24 protein-coding genes and 1 tRNA gene are annotated in these 21,730 nt (G+C 71.1%); 14 read left to right on the forward strand and 11 right to left on the reverse strand.

From position 1 onward, the window contains the following. Positions 1–6: 6 nt before the first annotated feature. Positions 7–483, reverse strand: a complete 477-nt coding sequence (locus ACWEF6_RS06070) for an Lrp/AsnC family transcriptional regulator (protein ID WP_086845095.1) — start codon at positions 481–483, stop codon at positions 7–9. Between the two features lie 264 nt (positions 484–747). On the opposite strand from ACWEF6_RS06070, the gene ACWEF6_RS06075 reads away from it, so the two are divergent. After that, entirely contained in the window at positions 748–2,298 is a 1,551-nt protein-coding gene (locus ACWEF6_RS06075) for an APC family permease (RefSeq protein ID WP_449681890.1), read from the forward strand. On the opposite strand, the gene lysA is transcribed toward ACWEF6_RS06075, so the two are convergent. From lysA to ACWEF6_RS06090, 3 genes are all read right to left on the reverse strand, one after another. Continuing rightward, entirely contained in the window at positions 2,276–3,619 is a 1,344-nt protein-coding gene (gene lysA, locus ACWEF6_RS06080; RefSeq protein ID WP_449681891.1) for a diaminopimelate decarboxylase, read from the reverse strand. The genes ACWEF6_RS06075 and lysA overlap by 23 nt on opposite strands. Before the next feature lie 140 nt (positions 3,620–3,759). Next, positions 3,760–4,665, reverse strand: a complete 906-nt coding sequence (locus tag ACWEF6_RS06085; protein ID WP_449681892.1) for a dihydrodipicolinate synthase family protein — start codon at positions 4,663–4,665, stop codon at positions 3,760–3,762. After that, complete coding sequence (locus ACWEF6_RS06090) at positions 4,662–5,366, reverse strand: GntR family transcriptional regulator (protein WP_449681968.1); 705 nt, start codon at positions 5,364–5,366, stop codon at positions 4,662–4,664. The genes ACWEF6_RS06085 and ACWEF6_RS06090 overlap by 4 nt, the downstream gene beginning before the upstream one ends. 62 nt (positions 5,367–5,428) lie before the next feature. Here ACWEF6_RS06090 and ACWEF6_RS06095 point away from each other — a divergent pair, with 62 nt between their 5' ends. The 5 genes from ACWEF6_RS06095 to ACWEF6_RS06115 all read left to right on the forward strand — a co-directional run bounded on the left by ACWEF6_RS06095 (position 5,429) and on the right by ACWEF6_RS06115 (position 10,724). Further along, positions 5,429–6,655, forward strand: a complete 1,227-nt coding sequence (locus ACWEF6_RS06095; protein ID WP_449681893.1) for an extracellular solute-binding protein — start codon at positions 5,429–5,431, stop codon at positions 6,653–6,655. After that, positions 6,652–7,695 carry an ABC transporter ATP-binding protein gene (locus tag ACWEF6_RS06100; protein ID WP_449681894.1) on the forward strand — a complete coding sequence of 348 codons (1,044 nt, stop codon included), beginning with the start codon at positions 6,652–6,654 and terminating at the stop codon, positions 7,693–7,695. The genes ACWEF6_RS06095 and ACWEF6_RS06100 overlap by 4 nt, the downstream gene beginning before the upstream one ends. 229 nt (positions 7,696–7,924) lie before the next feature. Continuing rightward, positions 7,925–8,818 (forward strand): ABC transporter permease, encoded by an 894-nt coding sequence (locus tag ACWEF6_RS06105; RefSeq protein ID WP_310969388.1) that lies wholly within the window; start codon positions 7,925–7,927, stop codon positions 8,816–8,818. Further along, complete coding sequence (locus ACWEF6_RS06110; RefSeq protein ID WP_449681895.1) at positions 8,815–9,642, forward strand: ABC transporter permease; 828 nt, start codon at positions 8,815–8,817, stop codon at positions 9,640–9,642. Before ACWEF6_RS06105 ends, ACWEF6_RS06110 begins: the two co-directional genes overlap by 4 nt. 113 nt (positions 9,643–9,755) lie before the next feature. Then, complete coding sequence (locus tag ACWEF6_RS06115; RefSeq protein WP_449681896.1) at positions 9,756–10,724, forward strand: MerR family transcriptional regulator; 969 nt, start codon at positions 9,756–9,758, stop codon at positions 10,722–10,724. Here ACWEF6_RS06115 and thrS read toward each other — a convergent pair. The 4 genes from thrS to ACWEF6_RS06135 form a co-directional block, all read right to left on the reverse strand. Next, positions 10,654–11,940: a threonine--tRNA ligase gene (thrS, locus tag ACWEF6_RS06120; RefSeq protein ID WP_449681897.1), complete on the reverse strand. Its 1,287-nt coding sequence runs from the start codon at positions 11,938–11,940 to the stop codon at positions 10,654–10,656. The two genes, ACWEF6_RS06115 and thrS, sit on opposite strands and share 71 nt — an antisense overlap. A gap of 97 nt (positions 11,941–12,037) precedes the next feature. After that, a complete protein-coding gene (locus tag ACWEF6_RS06125; RefSeq protein WP_449681898.1) occupies positions 12,038–12,670 on the reverse strand; it encodes a dihydrofolate reductase family protein in 633 nt (210 codons plus the stop codon). A gap of 78 nt (positions 12,671–12,748) precedes the next feature. Next, positions 12,749–13,216, reverse strand: a complete 468-nt coding sequence (locus tag ACWEF6_RS06130; protein ID WP_449681899.1) for a heme-degrading domain-containing protein — start codon at positions 13,214–13,216, stop codon at positions 12,749–12,751. Positions 13,217–13,241: 25 nt separating this feature from the next. After that, positions 13,242–13,619, reverse strand: coding sequence for a VOC family protein (locus ACWEF6_RS06135; RefSeq protein ID WP_449681900.1), 378 nt, complete (start codon positions 13,617–13,619; stop codon positions 13,242–13,244). A gap of 69 nt (positions 13,620–13,688) precedes the next feature. On the opposite strand from ACWEF6_RS06135, the gene ACWEF6_RS06140 reads away from it, so the two are divergent. Then, entirely contained in the window at positions 13,689–15,638 is a 1,950-nt protein-coding gene (locus ACWEF6_RS06140; RefSeq protein ID WP_449681901.1) for a phosphocholine-specific phospholipase C, read from the forward strand. Here ACWEF6_RS06140 and ACWEF6_RS06145 read toward each other — a convergent pair. Continuing rightward, a complete protein-coding gene (locus ACWEF6_RS06145; protein WP_449681902.1) occupies positions 15,635–16,864 on the reverse strand; it encodes a M20 metallopeptidase family protein in 1,230 nt (409 codons plus the stop codon). The genes ACWEF6_RS06140 and ACWEF6_RS06145 overlap by 4 nt on opposite strands. Positions 16,865–16,941: 77 nt before the next feature. On the opposite strand from ACWEF6_RS06145, the gene ACWEF6_RS06150 reads away from it, so the two are divergent. The 6 genes from ACWEF6_RS06150 to ACWEF6_RS06175 all read left to right on the forward strand — a co-directional run bounded on the left by ACWEF6_RS06150 (position 16,942) and on the right by ACWEF6_RS06175 (position 19,564). After that, positions 16,942–17,424, forward strand: coding sequence for a tRNA adenosine deaminase-associated protein (locus ACWEF6_RS06150; RefSeq protein WP_400867089.1), 483 nt, complete (start codon positions 16,942–16,944; stop codon positions 17,422–17,424). 23 nt (positions 17,425–17,447) lie between these two features. Then, a complete protein-coding gene (locus ACWEF6_RS06155; RefSeq protein WP_449681903.1) occupies positions 17,448–17,876 on the forward strand; it encodes a nucleoside deaminase in 429 nt (142 codons plus the stop codon). Between the two features lie 20 nt (positions 17,877–17,896). Next, the gene (locus ACWEF6_RS06160; protein WP_449681904.1) at positions 17,897–18,112 is read left to right on the forward strand and encodes a CsbD family protein; all 216 of its coding nucleotides are present in this window, start codon (positions 17,897–17,899) and stop codon (positions 18,110–18,112) included. Between the two features lie 33 nt (positions 18,113–18,145). Beyond that, positions 18,146–18,232: transfer RNA gene (locus tag ACWEF6_RS06165), tRNA-Ser, on the forward strand. A gap of 55 nt (positions 18,233–18,287) precedes the next feature. After that, a complete protein-coding gene (locus ACWEF6_RS06170; protein WP_449681905.1) occupies positions 18,288–18,764 on the forward strand; it encodes a hypothetical protein in 477 nt (158 codons plus the stop codon). A 17-nt stretch (positions 18,765–18,781) separates the two neighbouring features. Continuing rightward, entirely contained in the window at positions 18,782–19,564 is a 783-nt protein-coding gene (locus ACWEF6_RS06175; protein ID WP_449681906.1) for an SDR family oxidoreductase, read from the forward strand. Here the strand turns inward: ACWEF6_RS06175 and ACWEF6_RS06180 are convergent. Next, a complete protein-coding gene (locus ACWEF6_RS06180) occupies positions 19,557–20,129 on the reverse strand; it encodes a hypothetical protein (RefSeq protein ID WP_449681907.1) in 573 nt (190 codons plus the stop codon). The genes ACWEF6_RS06175 and ACWEF6_RS06180 overlap by 8 nt on opposite strands. Continuing rightward, positions 20,126–20,497, reverse strand: coding sequence for a hypothetical protein (locus tag ACWEF6_RS06185; protein ID WP_449681908.1), 372 nt, complete (start codon positions 20,495–20,497; stop codon positions 20,126–20,128). Before ACWEF6_RS06185 ends, ACWEF6_RS06180 begins: the two co-directional genes overlap by 4 nt. 309 nt (positions 20,498–20,806) lie before the next feature. Here ACWEF6_RS06185 and ACWEF6_RS06190 point away from each other — a divergent pair, with 309 nt between their 5' ends. Further along, on the forward strand, positions 20,807–21,727 hold the full coding sequence (locus ACWEF6_RS06190; protein WP_449681909.1) for a TauD/TfdA dioxygenase family protein: 921 nt from the start codon (positions 20,807–20,809) through the stop codon (positions 21,725–21,727). The last annotated feature ends 3 nt before the right edge of the window (positions 21,728–21,730 follow it).

Genomic DNA, 21,730 nt, shown 5'->3' on the forward strand with positions numbered 1-21,730 from the left:
GCACCGCTACGCCGTGAGCCGGCCCCAGGAGTAGTTCTGCTTGGCCAGCTTCAGGTACACGAACAGCTCCGTCCCGGACACGCCCGGGATCTTCCGGATCTCTTCGCCCAGCACGTCGAGCATGTGGTCGTCGTCCCGGCAGACCAGTTCGGCCAGCAGGTCGTAACGCCCGGCGCACAGCACGACGTAGTGCACGTTCGTCAGCTCGGACAGCTTGTCCGCGACCTCGCGGGGATCGACGCCGTCGACGTTGATGCCGACCATGGCCTGGCGCGTCAGGTCCACGTTGGCGGGGTCGGTCACCGCGACGATCTGCATCAGGTCGTCACGCAGCAGCCGCTGCACGCGCTGGCGGACCGCTCCCTCCGAAAGCCCGACCGCCTTGGCGAGCGCGGTGAACGAGGCCCGGCCGTCCTTCTGGAGCAGGTCGATCAGCGATCTGTCCGTGTTGTCCAGCGCGCGCGCACGTGTTTCGTCACCCATGCCGTCCCTCCCTGTGTTTCGGCATGTGATTTGTCAAGTGCGCAGCGTATCGAGACCTGCGGAGAAAGCGAGCCCTCCGCGCCAGCTTCGCGCGATTCGACGTGCACGTCGCGCTCAGCCGAGGAATCGGTGGTCAAGAGCGAAACTGACGAGGCTTTCCGAGGCGGTTTTGTGCGCCCGCGCACAGCTGGACGCGCTCCCGGGGCCGCGCCAGGTACCGTCTGGCGGCTCTCTCGTCCGCAGCAACCCCAGGAGGACCAACGCATGTCGGAGGCCGTGGCGCTCGGTGCCGCCCCCGCCGTTCCCGCGAAAGGGCTGCGCGGCGGCGCGCTGGGCATGGTGTCGTCGATGGTCATCGGGATGTCGTCGACGGCGCCGGCGTACTCGATCGCGGCCACGCTCGGGCTGATCGTGCTGGCCGGCACCGGGTTCAAAGCGGCCGCGTTCGTGCTGCTCTCGTTCGTGCCGGTGCTGTTCGTCGCCTTCGCCTTCCGCGAGCTGAACACCGCGGAACCCGACTGCGGCACCAACTTCACCTGGGCGGCGCGCGCGTTCGGCCCGCACGCCGGGTGGTTCACCGGCTGGGTCGTCACGGTCGCGCAGCTGCTGGTGATGAGCAGCCAGTCCGCGCTCACCGGCCGGTACACGCTGCTGCTGCTCGGCGCCTCGGACGCGGCGGGCAACCGGTGGGTGACGACCGCGATCGGCGCCGCCTGGCTGCTGGCGCTGTGCTGGCTCTGCTACCGCGGGATCGAGGTGTCCGCGCGGGCGCAGTGGATCCTGCTCGGCGTGGAACTCGCCGTCCTGGTGCTCTTCTCGGCCGTCGCGCTGGTCCGCGTCTTCGACGGCACGGCCGGTCCGCAGGCGTCGCTGCCGCGGCTGGACTGGCTGTGGCCGGGCGGGGTGTCGGCCGGCACCGCGGTTTCGGCGGTGCTGCTGGCCGTGTTCATCTACTGGGGCTGGGAAAGCTCGCTGTCGGTCAACGAGGAGTCCGCCGATCCGCGGCACGCACCGGGCCGCGCGGCCGTGCTGTCGACGGTGTTGCTGGTGCTGAACTACCTGCTCGTGACGGTCGCCGCGCTCGCCTTCGCCGGGGTGGGCGAAGACGGGATCGGCCTGGCGAACGAGGCCAACTCCGAGGACGTGCTGGCCGGCCTGGGTGGCGCGGTGTTCGGCGACGGCGGAGGCGGCAAGGTCCTGGGCGTGCTGCTGATCGTGTCCGTGCTGACCAGCGGCGCGGCGACCAGCCAGGCGACGATCATGCCGGCGGCGCGCACGACGTTGTCGATGGCCAGCCACGGCGCCCTCCCGCGCGTCTTCGGGCGCGTGCACCCGCGGTTCCGGACGCCGACCGTGGCGACCTGGGCGTTCGGGCTGGTGTCGCTGGCGGTGTACGTCCTCCTGGCGCTGATCAGCGACAACGTCCTGGCCGACTCGGTCGACGCGGTCGGGCTGACCATCGCGATCGAGTACACGATGACGGCGCTCGCCTGCGTCTGGGTGTTCCGCCGGACGCTCTTCGCGAGCGTCCGCAACTTCGTGCTGCGCGGGCTGCTGCCGTTCACCGGTGGCGTGTTCTTCCTGGCAGTGCTGGTGTTCGCGCTGATCGAGTACGCGCGGCCGGACGCGGGCGAGACGATGGTGTTCGGCATCGGCGGTGTCGCGGTGATCGGGGTCGTGTCGATCGTGCTCGGGGTACCGCTGATGTTCGCGGTCCACCGCGCCTGCCGCGACTTCTTCGCCGGCCGCCGCCTGCCGCGCGGGTTCGTGCCGCGCGGCGGCGACAGCATCGTCAGCCCAGATCACGCCGGCTGAGGTCCTCCTCGGTCTCGCGGCGCACGAGCAGCGTCGCGACGCCGCCCCGCACGCCGACCAGCGGCGGGCGGCCGATCTGGTTGTAGTTCGAGGCCAGCGAATGGTGGTAGGCGCCGGTGCACGGCACGGCCAGGAGGTCGCCGGCGTGCAGGTCGGCGGGCAGGCTGATGCCGTCGGCGAGGATGTCACCGGCTTCGCAGTGCCTGCCGACCACGGTCATCGGGACGCGCTGCGCTTTCGACCGCCGTCCCACCAAGCGCGTCGTGTAGCGGGCGCCGTAGAGGGACGGCCGCGCGTTGTCGCTCATGCCGCCGTCGACCGCGACGAACGTGCGGCTGCCGCGCTTGACCGCGCACACGCGGTAGACGGTGATCCCGGCCGGCCCGACGAGCGCTCGGCCGGGCTCGATCGTCAGGCGGGGCAGCGGGAAGCCGTGCGCCGCGCATTCGTAGGCCAGCGCCACGCGCAGGCGCCGCGAGTAGCCGCCGAGGTCGAACGCGGGCTCGCCGCCGACGTACGGCACCGCGTGCCCCCCGCCGAGGTCGAGCTCCCGCAGCGTGACGCCGTGGGTGTCGCGGATCCGGACGAGCACCTCGGCCATCCGCCGCGCGGCCGCCTCGTAGCGGTCGACGCGCGACACCTGCGAGCCGATGTGGCAGTGCAGGCCTTGGAGTCGCAACCCGGGTTGTCGCTTCACGGCTTCGACGGCGGCGTCGACGTTGTCGGGAACGCCGTCGAGCAGCGAGAAGCCGAACTTCTGGCCTTCGGCCCCGGTGCTGATGGCGGCGTGCGCCCCGGCCGCGACGCCCGGCGTCACCCGGATCATCACCTGCTGAGCGCCGTGGGCGAGCGTGCCGAGCTGCTCGATCTCGTCGAGCGAGTCGACGACGATCCGCCGGACGCCGTAGCCGAGCGCGGCCTTAAGGTCTTCGGGCGTCTTCGCGTTGCCGTGCAGCAGCATGCGTTCCGCGGGGAAGCCGACCGAACGCGCGACGGCGATCTCACCGGCGGAGCAGGTGTCGAGCGACAACCCCTCTTCGGCGACCCAACGCAGTACGGCTCGCGTACAGAGCGCCTTGCTCGCGTACGCGACTTCGACGTCCGGCAGCGCTTCGCGGTACTCGCGCGCGGTGTCGCGGACCTGCTGTTCGTCGAGCAGGTAGGACGGCGTCCCGAAGCGGGCGGCGAGGTGGCTGACCTTGGCGCCGGCGAAGAGCAGCTCGCCGTCTTCGCCGAGTCGGGTGCTTCGCGGCCAGACTCCTGGCTCGAGGTGATCGGCGGCTTCGCAGCCGAGGCTGGGAAGAAGCTCGCTGAGCGTCACGGGTGCCTCCGGGCATCACGGCGGATCGGACCCCGCCAGGACACCGCCGCGAGCGGGCCCGGAGATCACCCGTGAATGCCGTCCTGACGCTTTTGGTTTGTCCGCTTACTCCTTATTAACGCGCCAGTAACTTGCGTCACCTACGACAGCCCCCACGACGACAGCAGCCCGAAGAGCTGCTCCCGCTCGGGTCCGGTGAGCAGCCGGCTCGGGGGCCGGACGTCGGGGCGGCACAGGCCGAGCTGGCCGAGGGCGTCCTTGACCACGCTGACGTTGTTCGCGTTCCCGTTGGCCGCCCGGAGCTCCTCGAACGGGCGGATCCGCTCCCAGACGGTCATCGCCGCCGGATAGTCCCCTGTGGACAGCGCGTGGAACATCTCCAGCGAGATCGCCGGGTCGACGTTCACCAGGCCGGACGTGAAGCCGGTGGCGCCGACGGCGAAGTAGCCGGGCGCCGAGAGCTCCGCCAGGCCCGCGATCCACACGAACCGGTCGAAGCCGGCATCGCGGGCGACCGAGCCGAAGCGCACCGGGTCCGGGACCGCGTACTTCACACCGATGACGTTCGGCGCCACCTCGCCGAGCGCGTGCAGCTGCTCGCCGGTGATCGCCGGGTTGCGGACGTAGAGCACGACGCCGAGTTCCGGCACCGCCGCGGCGATCGCCGCGTGGTAGTCGACCCAGCCGTCGCCGGAGATGTACGGGTGCACCGGCTGGTGGATCATGATCAGGTCCGCGCCGGCCTCGCGCGCGTGCACCGCCGCCCGCGTCGCCGACGCGACGTCGTGCCCGATCCCGGCGAGCACGCTCGCCCGGCCGGCCGTGGCCTCGACGGTGACCGCCAGGCACTGCCGCGCTTCGTTCGCATCGAGCGCGTAGAACTCGCCGGTGTTGCCGTTCGGCGTCACGACCTCGATGCCGCCGGTGATCAGCCGGTCCACCAGCTTCGCGTACGTCTGGCCGTCGACGGCGCCGTCGGCGTCGAACGGCGTGACCGGGATGGCCACCACCCCGGACAGCCGCCGCCTCTGCTCCTCGAACGTCATCGGGCCCCCTTCGGATCGCCGGTCTCGGTGGTGCGCTCGCCGGGCAGCCCGAAGGCGACCCGGTCGATGAAATCGGTGATGTGCTTGCGCAGCAGGTGTTCGGCCTGCCGGGCGTTGCCGCTCTCGGCGGCGTTCAGGATCGCCCGGTGTTCGGCCGCCTCGCCCTGCCAGGTGGGGCTGATGCCCCAGCCGGTGACGGTGATCAGCGCGGCCTGGTCACGCAGCCCGTCTAGGACTTCGACCAGCAGCGGGTTCCCGCAACCGGCGTAGAGCGCGCGGTGGAACAGCCGGTTGGCCAGGCTCGCCTTCGCCCGATCGCCGGCCGCGGCGCCGGGCTCGACCCCGGCCAGCACCTGCCGCGCTTCCGCGAAGTCCGCGCCCTGTTCGACGGCCCGCCGGAGGGCTTCGGGCTCCAGCAGCGCGCGCAGGTCGTACACCGCGTACGCACTCTCGGCGTCCATAACGCGGACCGCAGCGCCCTTGTACGTGCTCATCGTGACCAAACCGGAACCGGCCAGGATCCGGAGTGCTTCGCGCACCGGCGTCTTCGACACCCCGAGCAGGGCGCCCACCTCGGCTTCGACGAGCGTTTCGCCCGGCCCGAACTCCCCGCTCAAGATCGCTTCCTTGATCGCGTCGCGCACGAAATCCGTCCGCGAGACGGGCGGCGGCGGCCTCCGGGCCGAAGAAGTGCTCGCCACTGGCATGTCCGATCTGATATACGATGCGACATACAACATTATCACGGACCTAGGGAGCAGCCATGCAGCGTTGCACCGGCTTCCGATTCCGACGAGTGTTGCTGGCGGTGAGCCTCGCCGCGGGCCTGGCGGCCTGCGGCGCGCCCGGTGGCGACGGCGGCCAGGCGGCCGATCCCCAGGCCGTGCCGGACAAGCCGGGCAAGCCGGTCGAGCTGAACATCCTCGACGTCGCGGGCAACCTGCAGCTGACCAAGCAGATGATCGAGAACTTCAAGGCCGCGCACCCGGAAGTCCTCGCGAAGGTCACCTATTCGACGGCGCCCGCCCCGAGCATGGCGGGCAAGCTCAAGGCCGAGCAGGACGGCGGCGTCGCCCAGACCCACCTGGTGCTCAGCGGCACCGACGGCCTTTCCGCCGGCATCGCGAACGGCACCCTGGCCAAGGTCTTGCCGGACTTCTCGAGCCGGTTCCCGAACCTGATGCAGAACTACCTCGAGCCCGCGGCCAAGATGCAGGAGCTGGCCAACGGCTACGGCATCGAGGTCGTGTACTACCCGTCGGGCCCGCTCCTGGAGTTCAACCCCGGCGCGGTGCCCGCCGCCCCGGCGTCCCCGCAGGAGCTGCTCGACTGGGCGAAGGCGCACCCGGAGAAGTTCCAGTACGCCCAGCCGTCGAACTCCGGCCCGGGCCGGACGTTCCTGATGGGCCTGCCGTACCTGCTGGGCGACAAGGACCCGAAGGACCCGGACAAGGGCTGGGACAAGACCTGGGCGTTCCTGCAGGAACTCGGCAAGTACGTGAAGTACTACCCGTCGGGCACCACGGAGACGATGAAGAACCTCGCGTCCGGCTCGGTGGACATGATCATGTCGACGACCGGGTGGGACATCAACCCGCGCAAGCTCGGCACCGTGCCCAACACGGTCAAGACGGCGATCATGCAGCCGATGCACTGGGTCACCGACGCCCAGTACGCCCTGATCCCCAAGGGCCTCTCGCCCGACCAGGAGTCGGCGATCTTGCAGCTGGTCGCGTGGATGCTCAAGCCGGACCAGCAGGCGATCGCCTACGACGACGGCTATTTCTACCCCGGCCCGGCGGTCAAGGACGTCACCCTGCAGATGGCGCCCCAGAAGAGCCAGGACACGATCAAGCAGTTCGGGCGCCCGGAGTACGAGCAGTGGATCGCGCAGTACCCCAAGGAGACGTCGCTGCCGGCCGAGCAGCAGGTCAAGGCGTTCGACAAGTGGAACCAGCTGGTCGGCGGCTCGAAGGTCGGCAAGAAGTGACGTTCGGGCAGCTGCGGCTGGACGGCGTCTCGCGCAGCTTCGGCACCGCGAACGCCCTGCGCGGCCTCGACCTCGCGATTCCCAGGGGCGAGTTCGTGGCTCTGCTCGGCCCGTCCGGCTGCGGCAAGTCGACGGCGCTCAACTGCCTGGCCGGCCTGCTGCCCCTGACCGCGGGCAGCATCTGGCTCGACGACACCCGCATCGACGGGCAGCCGCCGGAGCAGCGCGGGTTCGGGATGGTGTTCCAGAACTACGCGCTGTTCCCGCACATGTCCGTGCGTGCCAACGTCGGCTTCGGCCTCAAGATGCGCAAGGTCGGCCGCGCCGAAGCCCGGCGGCGGGTCGACGAAGCGCTGCGCCTGGTACAGCTGACCGAGCACGCGGCGAAGTTCCCCGCGCAGCTTTCCGGCGGCCAGCAGCAGCGCGTCGCCATCGCCCGCGCCGTGGTGCTGGAGCCACCGGTCGTCCTGATGGACGAGCCGCTGTCCAATTTGGACGCCAAGCTCCGGCTGGAGATGCGGATGGAGATCCGCCGCCTCCACCAGACGCTCGGCCTGACCACGGTGTACGTCACCCACGACCAGGAGGAGGCCCTGTCGCTGGCCGACCGCCTGGTGGTGCTGCGCGAGGGCGCGGTCCAGCAGGTCGGCACGCCCGAGGAGGTGTACGCCCGGCCGGTGAACAGCTACGTCGCGTCCTTCATGGGCTACCGCAACCTCCTCGACGTGACGGTGACGGGAGCGGCCGGCTCCGCAATCACCGTGGAGGGCGCGGGCGTCCGCCTCACCAGCCGCGGTCCGCTCACGGAGGGCCCGGCGAAGGTGGCGATTCGCCCGGAGGACTTCGTGATCGGCGACGGCACCGAGAACGCCCTCGACGTCACGGTCGAGATCGTCGAGTACCACGGCCGCGAGCTGTCGATCTCCGCCCGGCTGACGACGGGCGTGCCGGTCTACTTCCGGACCGACAAGCGCCTCGCGCCGGGCGACACGGCGAAGATCGGCGTCCCCGCCGAGCGGGTCCTGGTGTTCGCGCCGTGACCGCCGGGATCGCGACGAGGGTGGGCGCTGGGCGGTGCGGTGGTTTCGCCGCCGGCTCGCCGAGTGCCGATGTTGGCGGCGGCGCGGTGGTGGCCGCCGCGGGGAGTGGTGTCGCTCGCGGCGCGGTGATGGTGTCCGCCGCGCGGGCAGTTGCTGCCCGTGGTGCATTGCCGGCTGCCGCCGTGGTCGTCGGCACGGGCACGGCCGCCCGCGGTGGGGAGGTCGCGCCATGACCGCCGTCGCGAGTGCTCGCCCGGCGCTGCGGCACCGCCTCGCCGAACGCGGCATCGACCGCACCTTGCTGCTCCTGGTGCCCGGCCTCCTGGTGACCGCCTGCCTGTTCCTGTACCCCTTCCTCTACGGCCTCCAACTGTCGTTCGCGCCGCGCAAGGGCGGCGTCTTCGCGAACTACGCGCGGTTCTTCGGCGACCCCTACCTGCGCAACACCATCTGGACGACGCTCGGCATCGCCCTCCCGGCCACCTTCATCAACGTGCTCGCCAGCATCCCGATCGCCTACGTGATGCGCGGCCGCGTCCGCGGCAAGCGCCTCCTGACGACGATCCTCGTCGTGCCGATCACGCTCGGCACGGTGCTCACCGCGCAGGGCCTGATCATGTACGGCGGGCCGGCGGGCTGGCTGAACAAGGTGCTCACCGTCCTCGGCGTCACCGACCAGCCGCTGCCGCTGATCCACAACTACACCGGCGTGCTGCTCTCCCTGGTGATCACCGGCTTCCCGTTCTCCTTCCTGCTGACGTTGTCCTATCTGTCGGGTATCGACCCCTCCCTGGAAAAGGCGGCCGCCACGCTCGGTGCGAACGGCGTCCAGCGCTTCCGGCGGATCACGCTGCCCCTGCTGGCACCCGGCCTGGCGATCACCTTCTGCCTTTCGTTCGTCATGGCGTTCTCGGTCTTCCCGAGCGCGCAGCTCGTCGGCGACCCCGCGAACGAGACCCGTGTCATCTCGATCGCCGCCTACCACGCCGCGTTCGAGGAGTACGACTACTCGATGGGCTCGGCCGTCGCGATGCTCATGGCGGTGGTCATGCTGATCGTGATCGGCCTGGTCATGGCGTGGCGCGGCACGCTGTACCGCGGAGCGACCGGAGGCAAGGGATGACCGGTTGGGTCGCGCGTCCCGGACGTTGGGTCGTCTGGACCGTCGTCGCGTTCTTCTTCGTCAACCTCGCGGGCGTGGTGTTCTCGGTGGTCGTCGACTCGTTCGGCACCCAGTGGTTCGGCACCTGGCTCCCGGACGGCTTCACCACTCACTGGTACGCCGACGCCTGGCGCGAGTTCGGCCTTTCCGACGTCCTCCTCACGACGGCGATCGTCGCGCTCGTGGTGATCGCCGTGTCGGTGGCCGTCGGCGTCCCGGCCGCCTACGCGCTGGCGCGCCGCTCGTTCCCCGGCAAGCGCCTGGTGATGCTGCTGTTCGTGCTGCCGATCCTCATCCCTCCCATCACCTACGGCATCCCGCTGGCCACCGTGCTGTACAAGTTCCACCTGGCCGGCACCATCACCGGCGTCATCCTCGCCAACCTCGTGCCCTCGGTGCCGTTCGTCGTGCTGACGATGACGCCGTTCATCGAGCAGATCGACCCGAAGATCGAGGCCGCGGCCCGCATGTCCGGCGCGCGGACCGTCTCGGTGTTCACCCGGATCCTCGGCCCGCTGCTGCTGCCGGGCATCCTGGCCGCGTCGATCCTGGTGCTGGTGCGCACGGTCGGCATGTTCGAGCTGACGTTCCTCACCGCCGGCCCGGACTCGACGACCCTCGTGGTGGCGCTCTACAACTCCGTGTTCGCCGCCGGCATCCGCGCCAACCAGTCCGTCGACGCCATGGCGACCATCTACACCGCGTCCATGCTCGTGCTCCTTCTCATTGCGTTGCGGTTCGTGAACCCGACCCAGCTGGTGACCCGGATCCGGGAGGAGGCCTGACTCGTTCGCTCATGCGTTCGACTGTACCGCGAAAAGTCGAACGCATGATCGACACGATCGAGCGAACCCGCAGGTCTTGCGCCTCCCCCGAGGGGAGCTGCCACGCTGGTGGCATGCGGTACTCCATCGGCGAACTCGCCCACCGGACGGGCCTCACGGTCAAGGCCGTCCGGTTCTACTCGGATCGCGGCCTCGTGCCGCCATCCGGGCGCAACACCGCGGGCCAGCGCCGTTACGACGACGCCGCGCTCGCCCGGCTCGACATCATCCGCGTCCTCCGCGATCTCGGCGTCGACCTCGCCACGATCCGGCAGGTGATCGACGGCGAGACCACCGTCGCGGAGGTGGCGGCGGAGCACGCCGCGGCAGTGGAGGTGCAGATCGGCGTGCTGCGCCGGCGAAGGGAGGTGCTGAACGCAGTGGCGAACCGTGGCTCGCGCTCCGAGGAAGCGAGTTTGGCGAACCGGGCGAACGGTGCCTCGCGCTCTGAGGAAGCGAGTCTCGTGCGCGAGGTAAGCCGTGGCTCGCGCCGCGAGGATGCGAACCTCGCGCACCAGGCGACGTCCCCCGTGGAAGCGAGTCTCGCGCACCAGCGGGCCGTGCTGTCCGAAGTGGAACGACGATGCCTGATCGGCGACTTCCTCGCCGAGGCCTTGGGTGACCGCCCCGAGCTGGCGGGGATCGCCCGGACCTTGACCCCCGACCTGCCCGAGCACCCCAGCCCCGAGCAGGCCGAGGCGTGGCTCGAGCTGGCCGCGCTGATGCGGGACACGGACTTCCGCGCGAACCTGCGCCGGTTCGCGGACAGTCACGAACCCGGGCTGCGTCGTGACCTGGCGGCCGAGGTGCGGGAGGCCGTCACCCCGGCCGTCGTGGCCGGGATCGTGCCGCAGTCGCCGGCGGCGAAGGCGATCGTCGACGGGCTGGGGCGCGATCCCGGCGAGCTCCGGGACTGGCTCGGCGTCGCCAATGATCCGCGCCGCGAGCGCTACCTACAACTTCTGGGGGTGATCAACGGCTGGGCGGCACCGGAAAGCCTGGCTCCCGCCTTCGACTGGCTGGCCGAGGCGATGGCAGCCTGACCGCCTCGACGATCGATGCCAGCGCGGCCTCCACCGGTCGGGCGTCGGCCCGGCTTCCGTCGCGCAACCGGACGGAAAGCTGGCCGGCGGCGACCTCCTGTGGCCCGATCACGGCTTGAAACGGCACCAGGCGACCGTCGCGGATCCGGGCGCCGAGACTGCCGTCCGCGGCGATCTCGGCCCGCAGGTCGTCGCAGCGGTCCAGGATCTCGCGCGCGTACGGCACTTCCGCGGCGGACACCGGCAGCAGCCGGAGCTGCACCGGTGCGAGCCAGGCCGGGAACGCGCCGCCGTGGACCTCGATCAGCTGGGCCACCGCGCGCTCGACGCTGCCGATGATGCTCCGGTGCACCATCACCGGGCGGTGCTTCGCGCCGTCCGCGCCGACGTACTCGAGGCCGAACTGCGCCGGCTGGTGGAAGTCGACCTGGACGGTGGACAGGGTCGATTCGCGGCCCGCGGCGTCCGCGATCTGGACGTCGATCTTCGGCCCGTAGAACGCCGCTTCACCTTCGCCCTCGTCGTACGGGAGGTCACCAAGAACCGAACGGAGGATGTCCACCGCGCCGGACCAGTCCCCGGGCACGTACTTCCCGCCGGGGCCGGGGAGCGAGAGCCGGTAGCGGGCCGGGCTGATGCCGAGCGCGTCGTACGCCTGCCGGATCAGGGCCAGTGCCGCGGCCGCCTCGGCTTCGACCTGGTCGAGGGTGCAGAACACGTGCGCGTCGTTGAGCTGGATCGCGCGTACCCGGGACAGACCGCCCAGCACGCCGGACGGCTCGCTGCGGTACATGCCGCCGATCTCCGCGAGCCGCAGTGGCAGCTCGCGGTGGCTGCGGCCGCGCGAACGGTAGATCAGCGCGTGGTGCGGGCACAGGCTCGGGCGCAGCACGAGCTGCTCACCGCCGACGTCCATCGGCGGGTACATGTCGTCGCGGTAGTGCGACCAGTGCCCGGAGATCTCGTACAGCTCGCGTTTGCCCAGCACCGGCGAATGGACGTGCCGGTAGTCCGCGCGCCGTTCGAGGGCGTGGACGTACTCCTCGAGGCGGTGGCGGACGATCGCGCCGTCGGGCAGCCAGTAGGGCAGGCCGGCGCCGATCAGCGGGTCGGTGCCGAACAGGCCGAGTTCGCGGCCGAGCTTGCGGTGGTCGGGCATGGTGGACTCCCTCGTGGACGGCGAGGCGGGGAGACCACAAGACGAAGCCCGGGGCACCCGCCCCGGGCTCGAAACGTCGTTCAGCGCGCCGGGACACTCCTCGGCGTCGTCGTCACTGCAGCGCGCTTCATATGGTCGACGGTAGCAGCCGCGGTCAATACTTTTGGTCCTCCGGCAGCCGGAACGTGTCGAACCGCGGTTTCCCGGCGGGGCGCAGCACGAGCACGTTCACGCCCGCGGCGGTCTGCCGGGTTTCGACGTGCTCGAACGCCTTGGGAACCACGCCGTCCGGGAAGAGCCGGCGGCCCTTGCCCAGCACGATCGGGTACAGCCACAGCCGGTACTCGTCCACCAGGTCGTGCGCGATCAGCGTCTGCAGGAGGTCGCCGCTGCCGTGGACCTGGAGTTCGCCGTCCAGCCGGGCCTTGAGGTCGCGGACGAACCCGGCGACGTCACCATCCACAATGGACGTGTTGGCCCACGACGGGTCCGCCAGGGTCCGCGACGCCACGTACTTCGGCAGGGTGTTGAGGCCGGACGCGACCGGGTCGGCGGGGTCGGTGACCTTCGGCCAGTGCGCGGCGAAGATCTCGTACGTCCGCCGTCCGAGCAGGAAGGCGTCCGCGCGGGTGAACCACTCCGCGACGAACCGGCCCATGTCCTCCTCGTAGTACGGCTTCACCCAGCCGCCCAGGTCGAAGCCGCCGGAAGTGTCCTCTTCCTCACCTCCCGGTGCCTGGTAGACGCCGTCGAGGGTGAGGAACGTCGTCACGGTGAGTGTGCCCATGGGTGTCTCCTTCGGGTCGGTCCTGCCTGTCCCGTCGGACGGGGCACCCTCGGATCGACAAACCGGCCGGAGAATTTCTCAGGAGCTCAGGAACAGCTCCAGCTGCTCGACGACGAACGCGTGGTCCTCGGCCTGCGGGAGCCCGGAGACGCCGACCGTGCCGACCGGCCCGACCCCGCGGACCAGCACCGGGAAGACGCCGCCGTGGGCCGCGTAGAGGTCCTGGTCGAGGCGGGAATGCTCCTCGAACGAGCCGCCCTTCGAGCGGAACTGCGTCCCGATGTAGAACGAGCTGTGGCCGTAGCGGTCGACGACGCGGCTCTTGCGGTCGATCCAGGCGTCGTTGTCGGCCGACGTCCCGGGCAGCGCGGCGTGGAAGAGGCGCTGGCCGTTGCGCCGGATCGAGATCGTCACCGGCAGCCCGCGGTCCCGGGCGGCCGTCAGGAGCTGCTGGCCGAGGGCGAGGGCGGTCTCGTTGTCGAACTTCGTGAACTGGAGGCGTTCCTCCTGCTCGGCGAACTGGGCGAGGCGGTCGGCTTCGTTCATGAGGCTATTAAATCAACACTGTTGTTTAATTACCAGCGAACTCGGTCAGCGACAGCACGTTGCCGTCCGGATCGGGGAACCAGGCGATCCGGCCGCCCGGCGTGGTCCAGATTTTGTCGGTGTCCTGTGGCAGCGTGGCGTAGGTGAGGAATTCGACGCCACGGCCGCGCAGCTCGGCCACCGCGGCCCGGATGTCGGCGACAGCCCAGCCGAGCACCGTAAACGGCTGCGGCGTGAACTCGGCGACGGCGGTGACACGCAGCATGGTCGCGCCACTGCGGAACACGCACGCGAAGGGGGTTTGCTCGATGAACTCGAGCCCGATGACATCCGTGTAGAAGGCACGTGAGCGATCGAGGTCGGTCGACGGTGCGAAGGCGACCAATTCCGCTGAGTTGAGCATGGCTTCACCTCTCTCGGTGGCGAACGTACCCCTCCGGCCGAGCCGCGACCGGGGGACGAGGAGGTGGGCATGGGCCGGATCCGTCGGCGCACGGTGCTGGGCGGCGCGGCCGCGGCCACCGTCGCCGGCACGCTGCCGGTCGCCTGCGCCCCGGCGCCGCGGACGGGCACGATCGACGACGTCCGCCACGTCGTCGTGCTCATGCAGGAGAACCGGTCGTTCGACCACTACTACGGCACGATGGCCGGCGTCCGCGGCTTCGGCGACCGCGCGGCCCTGCGCGACGTCTTCCACCAGCGTGGCGACAAGGGCGGCCCGGTGCTGCCGTTCCGGATCGACACGTCCGTTGTGGACGGTCAGGACCTCGGCGAGCTGCCGCACGACTGGAACAGCACGCACCGCGCGTGGAACGGCGGCGGCTACGACCGCTGGATCGCGGCGAAGAGCCCCATGACGATGGGGTACTTCACGCGCGACGACCTGCCGTTCCAGCACGCGCTGGCGAGCGCGTTCACCCTGTGCGACCACTACTTCTGCTCGATCCAGGGCCCGACGCACCCCAACCGGCTCTACCACTGGACAGGCACGATCGACCCGGACGGCCTCGCCGGCGGCCCCGCGACGCACAACGCGCCCGACTACGAGCCCTCGTTCCGCTGGACGACCTACCCCGAACGCCTCGAGGCCGCGGGCATCACGTGGCGGATCTACGCGAACGACGAGGAGCGCGGCGTCCCCGAGCACTTCGTCGGCGACTACGGCGACAACCCGCTCTGGCTGTTCCAGAACTTCCACGACGCGCTGTACTCGATGGACCCCGTCAAACGCCGGCTGGCCGAGCGCGGGAACCTGCGCAAGAAGCTCCTGCCCGACTCGGGGAAGGGCAAGGACCTCGACCACGTGCTGGCCGAGTTCCTCGCCGACTGCGCGGCCGGCACGCTGCCTGCCGTGTCGTGGGTGGTGGCCCCGTACGGCTACTGCGAGCACCCGGCCGCGCGGCCGGTCGACGGCGCCGCCTACCTCCAGCGCATGCTGAAGGCGTTGTGGGACAAGCCGGAGCTGTGGGAATCGACCGTCGTCTTCATCAACTACGACGAAAACGACGGCTTCTTCGACCACGTCGTCCCGCCGACGCCGCCGCCCGGCACGCCCGGCGAGTACCTGCCGGGCCACCGGCCGGAGAAGGGCGAGCCGTCCGGGCCGCCTGTCCCGATCGGGCTGGGCCCGCGGGTGCCGATGACCGTCGTTTCGCCGTGGAGCCGCGGCGGCTGGGTGAACTCGCAGGTCTTCGACCACACGTCGGTGCTGCGCTTCCTGGAGACCTGGACCGGCGTGCGCGAGCCGAACATTTCGGCCTGGCGCCGGGCCATCTGCGGCGACCTGACCAGCTGTTTCGACTTTCGCGCGCCCGACACGACCATCCCGCTGCTGCCGGACGCGGACGCGTTGCGCGCCGAAGCCGACCGCACGCAGCGACGCCTCCCGAAGCCGGGGCTGGGGCCGGCCGCGCTGGTGCAGGACCCCGGCACAGCGAAGGCGCGCCCGCTGCCGTACCAGCCGGTCGCCTGGGTGACGGCCGAGGCGAACGCCCTCAAACTGCACCTGACCAACCACGGGACGCAGGCGCTGCAGCTGGCCGCCTACGCCTACCACGCGGGCGGGACGTCGCAACGCTTCGACGTCGGCCCCGGCGCCTCCACGGCCGGCGAGGTCGCGCACGGCGGCACGTACGACGTCGCCATCCACGGCCCGAACGGCTTCGTCGTCGAGGCTTCGGGCGGCGTGGGCCTCGACGCGGCGGTCACGTTCCTCGACACGCCCGCGCTGCGGGTCACGGTGACCAACAGCGGGCCGGCGCCGGTCACACTGAACGACGTCACCCTCCCGCCGGGCGGCACGCACGACTTCCCGGTGCCGGCGAGCAACGGCTGGTACGACGTCACGTTCGAGACGCCGGGGTGGCGCCGCCGCTTCGCCGGGCACCTGGAGGACGGCCGCCCGTCGCGGACCGGGCCCTAGCGGAGGGCGTCGAGCGCGAAGGCGGCGAGCATGGCGACGCCGTGGGGCATCGCGTCCTCGTCGAAGAGCACGCGGTTCGAGTGGTTCGCCGCCGCTTCGGCCGGGTCGACGCCGGGCGGGCACGCGCCGAGGAACGCGTACGCGCCGGGGACGCGTTGCAGGACGTAGGAAAAGTCCTCCGCACCCATCAGCGGGTCGGCGAGCAGTTCGACGTTCTCCGGCCCGAGCACCTCCGCGCCGAGTTCCAGGACCTCGGCGGCGATCCGGTCGTCGTTCACCGTCACCGGGTAGCCCGGCTCGACGTCGGCGACCACGCGGCAGCCGTAGGCCGCGCCGACCTGCTCGCACACCTTCGGCAGCTCGGCCCGGACCAGCGCGCGCGTCGGCTCGGACAGCGTGCGGATGGTGCCCTCGAGCTCGGCGGTCTCCGGGATGATGTTCGACGTCGTGCCGGCCTGGATGCGGGTCACCGAGAGCACCGCGGGGTCGAACACGCTGACCCGGCGGGTAATCATCGTGTGCAGCGCCCCGACCATCGCCGCGGCGGCCGGCACCGGGTCGATCGTGTGCTGCGGTGCCGAGCCGTGGCCGCCCTTGCCGGTGACGCGCACGTGGAACGAGTCCGCCGACGCCATCAGCGGGCCGGGCCGCAGCTGCAGCAGCCCGCTGCGCGCGTTGGCGAGGATGTGCACGCCGAACGCGCGCTGGACCCGCGTCCCGGCCGCGTCGAGCACGCCCTCGTGGATCATGAACCGGGCGCCGTGGTGCCCCTCCTCGCCCGGCTGGAACATGAACACGACCGACCCGGCCAGCTGGTCCCGGCGCTCCGCGAGCAGCCGCGCCGCCGAAGCCAGCATCGCGACGTGCGTGTCGTGCCCGCACGCGTGCATCGACTCCGGGTCCTCCGACGCGAACTCGAGGCCGGTCTCCTCGGTCAGCGGCAGCGCGTCCATGTCGCCGCGCAGCAGCACCGCCGGACCGGGCCGCGCGCCGCGCAGGACGGCCGTCAGCGACGTCGTGGCCCGGCCCTCGGTGATCTCGAGCGGCAGGCCGTCGAGGGCCTCGCGGATCGCCGCCTGCGTGCGCGGCAGGTGGAGGCCCTGTTCCGGGTGGCGGTGCACGGCCCGCCGGAGCGCGACCGTGCGGCCTTGCAGCGCCCGCGCGTCGTCGAGGAGCCCGGCGAACGGCGTGCCGGGCAAGGTGGGCAGGTCAGTGGGGCCGGTCATGGTCCCGATAGTGCCCCATGCGGCGCTTCGGGCGCACCGTGCGTGCGCCGGACCGACCGGCGGAATACGGTGTGCGCATGGCGGTGGATGAGCCGGTCACGGGCTTCGCGGTGGCTGTGGTCCGGGAAGACGGTCGGTGGCGGTGCAGTGCGCTCGACCCGGGGGCGTTGACCGAGCTGGACGCAGCGATCACTGAACTGGGCAAACTACGTTCCACCGGCGCGAGCTTCGGGCTGCTGGCGGTCGACGACGAGTTCTTCGTGATCGTCCGGCCGAGCCCGCGGGGGCCGTCGTTGCTGCTTTCGGACGCGGCGGCGGCGCTGGACTACGACATCGCGGCGGACGTCCTCGACGTCCTGCGCGTCGACCCGCCGGACGAGGAGGACGACTCCGTCTGGCCCGAGGGCGACCTGGAGATCCTGGCGGATCTCGGGCTGCCCGGGCCGGAGCTGGAGGTCATCGTCGGCGAGGTCGACCTGTACCCGGACGAGCAGCTGCAGATGGTCGCGCAGCGCTGCGGGTTCGGCAGCGAGTTCGGCAAGCTCCTGGACGAGCTCTGAGACGCCCGTCCGACACCGAGGCCGTGGAGGCCGCGCTGGAAGCGGCGCGCGCCCCCGGCGCGGACGTGCCGATCGGGGCGGTCGTGTTCGGCCCCGACGGCGTGCCCTTGGCGGCGGCGCGCAACGCCCGCGTCGAGCTGGGCGACCCGACAGCGCACGCGGAGATCCTCGCCCTGCGCGCGGCGGCCCAGGTGGCAGGCGACGGCTGGCGGCTCGAGGGCTGCACGCTGGCGGTGACGCTGGAGCCGTGCACGATGTGCGCGGGCGCGCTGGTGCTGGCCCGTATCGCCCGGCTGGTGTTCGGGGCGTGGGAGCCCAAGACGGGCGCGGTGGGGTCGCTGTGGGACGTCGTGCGTGACCGTCGTCTCAACCACCGGCCTGAAGTGCACGGAGGCGTCCTGGTCGAGGAGTGCGCGGGGCTGCTGGAGACGTACTTCGCTACGCGCCGCTGAGTTTTGGGTACTCCTCCGGTATGACGATGAAGCACCGGATCCAGCAGGCAGTGGGCAGCGCTCGCGAGAAGGCCGGCATGGCGACCGGCAACCGCCGTCTGGAGGCATCGGGCCGCGCCCAGCGGCGCTCGGCCCAGCTCCGCTCAACGGCGTCCGACGTCCGCCGCCGGGCCACGCGCGCGGTACGGGAGGCGCAGGTCAGGCTGCGCGGCGAGCGGCCGGTCGACCCCAGGTGAGACCGGCACCGGCCCTCGGGTATTGTTCTTCGCGGTGGCGTGTCCGAGCGGCCGAAGGAGCACGACTCGAAATCGTGTGACGGTTAATCCCGTCCGTGGGTTCAAATCCCACCGCCACCGCTCCTGAACGCCCGGTGCCTCTCGAAGGCGCCGGGCGTTTTGCTATGAAATGCGCATGACGCAGGTGTGGCTCGCGGTCCTGTCCCTGATCGGCGTGGTGCTCGGTGGTGGCCTTTCGTACCTGGTGCAGACCACCGTGCAACGGCGCAACGAGCGCAGTGAGCGGCGGCGGCTGGCCGCCGAGCGCGTCGAGAAGCGGCGTGAGGAGCAGGTGGAGCTGTTGCGCCAGTTCATCCGCGTCGCCCAGCAGGCCGAGCGGGCCGCCGAGGATCGCGAAGACGACGATGAATCGTGGAAGACGGCCGCTCTCGATGTCGTCGACGAGCTGTGGGTGTGCGAACGGATGATCCACGTCCTGTTCGCCTCGAACCTGCACGGCCTGGCCCGCGCCTACGTGAAGGCGCTGGACCACGTCATCTGGCAGAAGGTCGACGACGGTTCGCTCTGGGACCACCTCAGGGGCCCGAAGGTCGCCTTCCTCGACGCGGCGCGGGATGAGCTGAGCCGTCCGCTTGACTTGAAGGGCGCTTGAAGTGTGACCGTGGCGGCATGACCATTCTCGTCACCGGAGCCACCGGCCACACCGGACGGCACGTCGTCGCCGGCCTCCGCGCCGCGGGCGTCACCACCAGAGTCCTCGTCCGTGATCCCGCGAAGGCGCCCCAGGGCGTCGACGTCGTCCAGGGTGACATCACCGATCCCGCCGAAGCCGCCGAAGGCGTCGACGCCGTCTACCTGCTCTGGCCCTTCTTCACCGCCGACGGCATCGAACAGGCCGTGGAACCCTTCCGGGGCAAGAAAATCGTCTACCTCTCCGCCATGTCCGCCGAAGACGGCGGTGTCTGGGGAGACGTCGAAGCCGCCGTCGAAAAGGTCACCGACGACTGGACCTTCCTCCGCGTCACCGGACTCGCCACCAACGCGCTCGCCTGGGCGCAGCAGGCCGGCACCGGCGTGGTCCGGGCGGCCTATGGGCAAGCAAAGCGGTCGGTCGTCCACGAACGCGACGTCGCCGACATGGCCGTCAAGGCGCTCACCGAGGACCACGCGAAGCAGATCTACCTCGTCACCGGCCCGGAAGCCGTCGCGCAGGCCGACCAGGCCCGGCTCATCGGTGCCGCGCTCGGAACGCCTGTCACGTGGGAAGAACAACCGCCGGAAGAGGCGAAAGCGCAGCTGAGTTCCTTCATGGGACCGGAATTCGCAGGCGGCGCGGTGGACCATTGGGCGTCACTCGTCGAGGACCCGGAACCCGTGTCGCTGGACGTCCCCCGCGTCACCGGGCACCCCGCGCGGCCCTTCGCGGACTGGGCCCGCGAGCACTTCAGCTGAGTTCGACGACCGGGGCCGTCAACGGCTCCAGTTCGGCCGCCAGCGCGGCCAGCGCCGCGATCTTCTCCTGCACGGCCCGGATCACCGCCGCGCACGTGGCGCTGACCTCGCTCACCACATCGGCCGAGCGGTCGCCGGCCAGGACCGCCGAAACCGGGCCCGCGGCGTCGGCCGCGAGCGTGCAGACCTCCTCGGCCGCGGCCACCGCCAGCTCGTCCAGCTGGTCGGCGAGGCGGGCGCCCAGCGCCGCCGTCGAAGCGGCTGCCCGCGCTGCGGCGGCGTACTGACCGTCCACTGTGTCCGCCCAGGTACCGAAAGCCTCGGTGCTGCCGCCGTTTTCGGCACGCTCGACGCCGGCGCGGAACTCGGCCTGTGCCGCGGTCACGCCCAGCGCGCCGGTGTCGACCGCCGTCGCGGACGCGCGGATCGACGTCGGTGCGCAGTCGAGGTGCCGCAGCGCCGCCACCGGGTCCGCGACGCCGAGCCGGCCGGCCGCCGCGCGCAACGGGGTCAGCTGCGAAGCCGCCGACACCAGCGCCGGGTGTTCGAAGACCTCGACGGTCATGGTGCCACCGCTAACCGCCCCCGGAACCCGGTGCTCCGCGTGCTCACCGCCGCCATGCGCAGCCGGCCCGCCAGGTCCGACGTCGCGTCGCCGAGGACGCGCGCGTCGGCCTCGCGCGCCGCCAGCGCCGCGGTCCAGCGCGCCGCCAGCTCACGCGCCTGCGGCGAGATGCCGAACGGCGTCGAATCGACGCGCGCTTCGGCGAACCTGCCCGCGGCCTTGTCGTCGGCGGCTGCCGCCTGGTCGAGCAAATCGGCGGCGGCGCGCAGCCGATCACCGTTCTCCTGGGGGTTCCGGGTGGCGAAGCCCCCGGCCCCGGGGCGCAGCCCCGGGTCGTCACTGATCCGCGAGCCTCTGCCTTCCGGCATGGGGACCTCCGTCATCAAGGGCGCTCACCCGATCGGGGAAGATCTTGCCTCATGCTCCCGAGCCGCCCGCATCGCGGTGACCTGCGGCGTTGCCAGCGTTCCACCAAGTGGACGTCTTGACCGCGCATCGGGAAGAAGGCGACCATGAACACATGCCCGCCACCTCGGAAAGCACGCCGATCCGGGCCCTCGCGCGGTCGATCGGGGAAGGCATCGCGGAGCTCCTGCTGCGCCGCGGCCGCCTGGGTTCGCCGCCCGCCTGACGCGAATCCGGCGTCCGATTTCCCCGAAAACCCTTGGAGCACAACCATGTCCGTAGATGTTCCTGCCCGGATTCAGCTGCGCGGGGCGGTCACGCCCGCGGATGGCATCGTCGAAGGCCCCCGAATTCTCCGGGAACCGCAGCGGAGGCCGTACGAGCTGTTCGCCCTCCGCCCGCTGGGCCGGGTGATCGGCGCCGAGGTCGACGGCGTCGACCTCGGCGCGCCGGTCGGCTCTGACCTGCGTGAAGAGCTCAACCACGCGCTGCTCGAGTGGAAGGTGCTCTTCTTCCGCGACCAGCGGATCACCTCGGCGCAGCAGCGCGCGTTCGCCGCGAACTGGGGCGAGCTGGAGACCAACCCGTTCATCGCGCGGGGCGAGGACGAAGCGGTCACGCGCTTCGAGCGCACCGCGAGCATGCCGGGGTACGAAAACATCTGGCACACCGACGTCACCTGGCGGCCCGAACCGGCGCTGGGCTCGGTGCTGCGGCTGATCGAGGTGCCGCCCGTCGGCGGCGACACGATGTGGGCCGACATGGCCGCGGCCTACGACAACCTGCCCGAAGACGTCCGCGCCCGCATCGACGGGCTCACCGCGGTGCACGACTACCTCCCCGGCTTCGACCGGTTCTCCGATCCCGCGCTGCTGGCGCGGTGGCAGGACCGCTTCCCGCCGGTGGAACACCCGGTGGTCCGGACGCACCCGGAGACCGGGCGGCGCACCCTGTTCGTCAACCAGGCGTTCACCACGCACATCGTGGGTCTGGACCGGGCCGAGAGCGACCGGCTGCTGCGGTACCTGTTCCTGCAGGCTCACACGCCCGAGTTCCAGGTCCGGTTCAGCTGGCGGCCGAACTCGGTCGCGTTCTGGGACAACCGCGCCACGCAGCACTACGCGGTCAACGACTACCACCCGCACGTCCGGATCGCGGAGCGCGTCGCGATCGCGGGCGACCGGCCCCGCTGAGCC

This window comes from Amycolatopsis sp. NPDC004772 (genome assembly GCF_053601215.1).

Bases quoted from the DNA above. Each gene is read 5' to 3' on its own strand.
- ACWEF6_RS06150 (WP_400867089.1), top strand. From the start codon at position 16,942: ATGGCGGTGGATGAGCCGGTCACGGGCTTCGCGGTGGCTGTGGTCCGG.
- ACWEF6_RS06170 (WP_449681905.1), top strand. From the start codon at position 18,288: ATGACGCAGGTGTGGCTCGCGGTCCTGTCCCTGATCGGCGTGGTGCTC.
- ACWEF6_RS06180 (WP_449681907.1), bottom strand. From the start codon at position 20,129: ATGACCGTCGAGGTCTTCGAACACCCGGCGCTGGTGTCGGCGGCTTCG.
- ACWEF6_RS06115 (WP_449681896.1), top strand. From the start codon at position 9,756: ATGCGGTACTCCATCGGCGAACTCGCCCACCGGACGGGCCTCACGGTC.
- ACWEF6_RS06190 (WP_449681909.1), top strand. From the start codon at position 20,807: ATGTCCGTAGATGTTCCTGCCCGGATTCAGCTGCGCGGGGCGGTCACG.
- ACWEF6_RS06135 (WP_449681900.1), bottom strand. From the start codon at position 13,619: ATGCTCAACTCAGCGGAATTGGTCGCCTTCGCACCGTCGACCGACCTC.
- ACWEF6_RS06175 (WP_449681906.1), top strand. From the start codon at position 18,782: ATGACCATTCTCGTCACCGGAGCCACCGGCCACACCGGACGGCACGTC.
- ACWEF6_RS06185 (WP_449681908.1), bottom strand. From the start codon at position 20,497: ATGCCGGAAGGCAGAGGCTCGCGGATCAGTGACGACCCGGGGCTGCGC.
- ACWEF6_RS06145 (WP_449681902.1), bottom strand. From the start codon at position 16,864: ATGACCGGCCCCACTGACCTGCCCACCTTGCCCGGCACGCCGTTCGCC.
- ACWEF6_RS06110 (WP_449681895.1), top strand. From the start codon at position 8,815: ATGACCGGTTGGGTCGCGCGTCCCGGACGTTGGGTCGTCTGGACCGTC.
- ACWEF6_RS06125 (WP_449681898.1), bottom strand. From the start codon at position 12,670: ATGGGCACACTCACCGTGACGACGTTCCTCACCCTCGACGGCGTCTAC.
- ACWEF6_RS06070 (WP_086845095.1), bottom strand. From the start codon at position 483: ATGGGTGACGAAACACGTGCGCGCGCGCTGGACAACACGGACAGATCG.
- ACWEF6_RS06095 (WP_449681893.1), top strand. From the start codon at position 5,429: ATGCAGCGTTGCACCGGCTTCCGATTCCGACGAGTGTTGCTGGCGGTG.
- ACWEF6_RS06140 (WP_449681901.1), top strand. From the start codon at position 13,689: ATGGGCCGGATCCGTCGGCGCACGGTGCTGGGCGGCGCGGCCGCGGCC.
- ACWEF6_RS06105 (WP_310969388.1), top strand. From the start codon at position 7,925: ATGACCGCCGTCGCGAGTGCTCGCCCGGCGCTGCGGCACCGCCTCGCC.
- ACWEF6_RS06075 (WP_449681890.1), top strand. From the start codon at position 748: ATGTCGGAGGCCGTGGCGCTCGGTGCCGCCCCCGCCGTTCCCGCGAAA.
- ACWEF6_RS06085 (WP_449681892.1), bottom strand. From the start codon at position 4,665: ATGACGTTCGAGGAGCAGAGGCGGCGGCTGTCCGGGGTGGTGGCCATC.
- ACWEF6_RS06130 (WP_449681899.1), bottom strand. From the start codon at position 13,216: ATGAACGAAGCCGACCGCCTCGCCCAGTTCGCCGAGCAGGAGGAACGC.
- ACWEF6_RS06160 (WP_449681904.1), top strand. From the start codon at position 17,897: ATGACGATGAAGCACCGGATCCAGCAGGCAGTGGGCAGCGCTCGCGAG.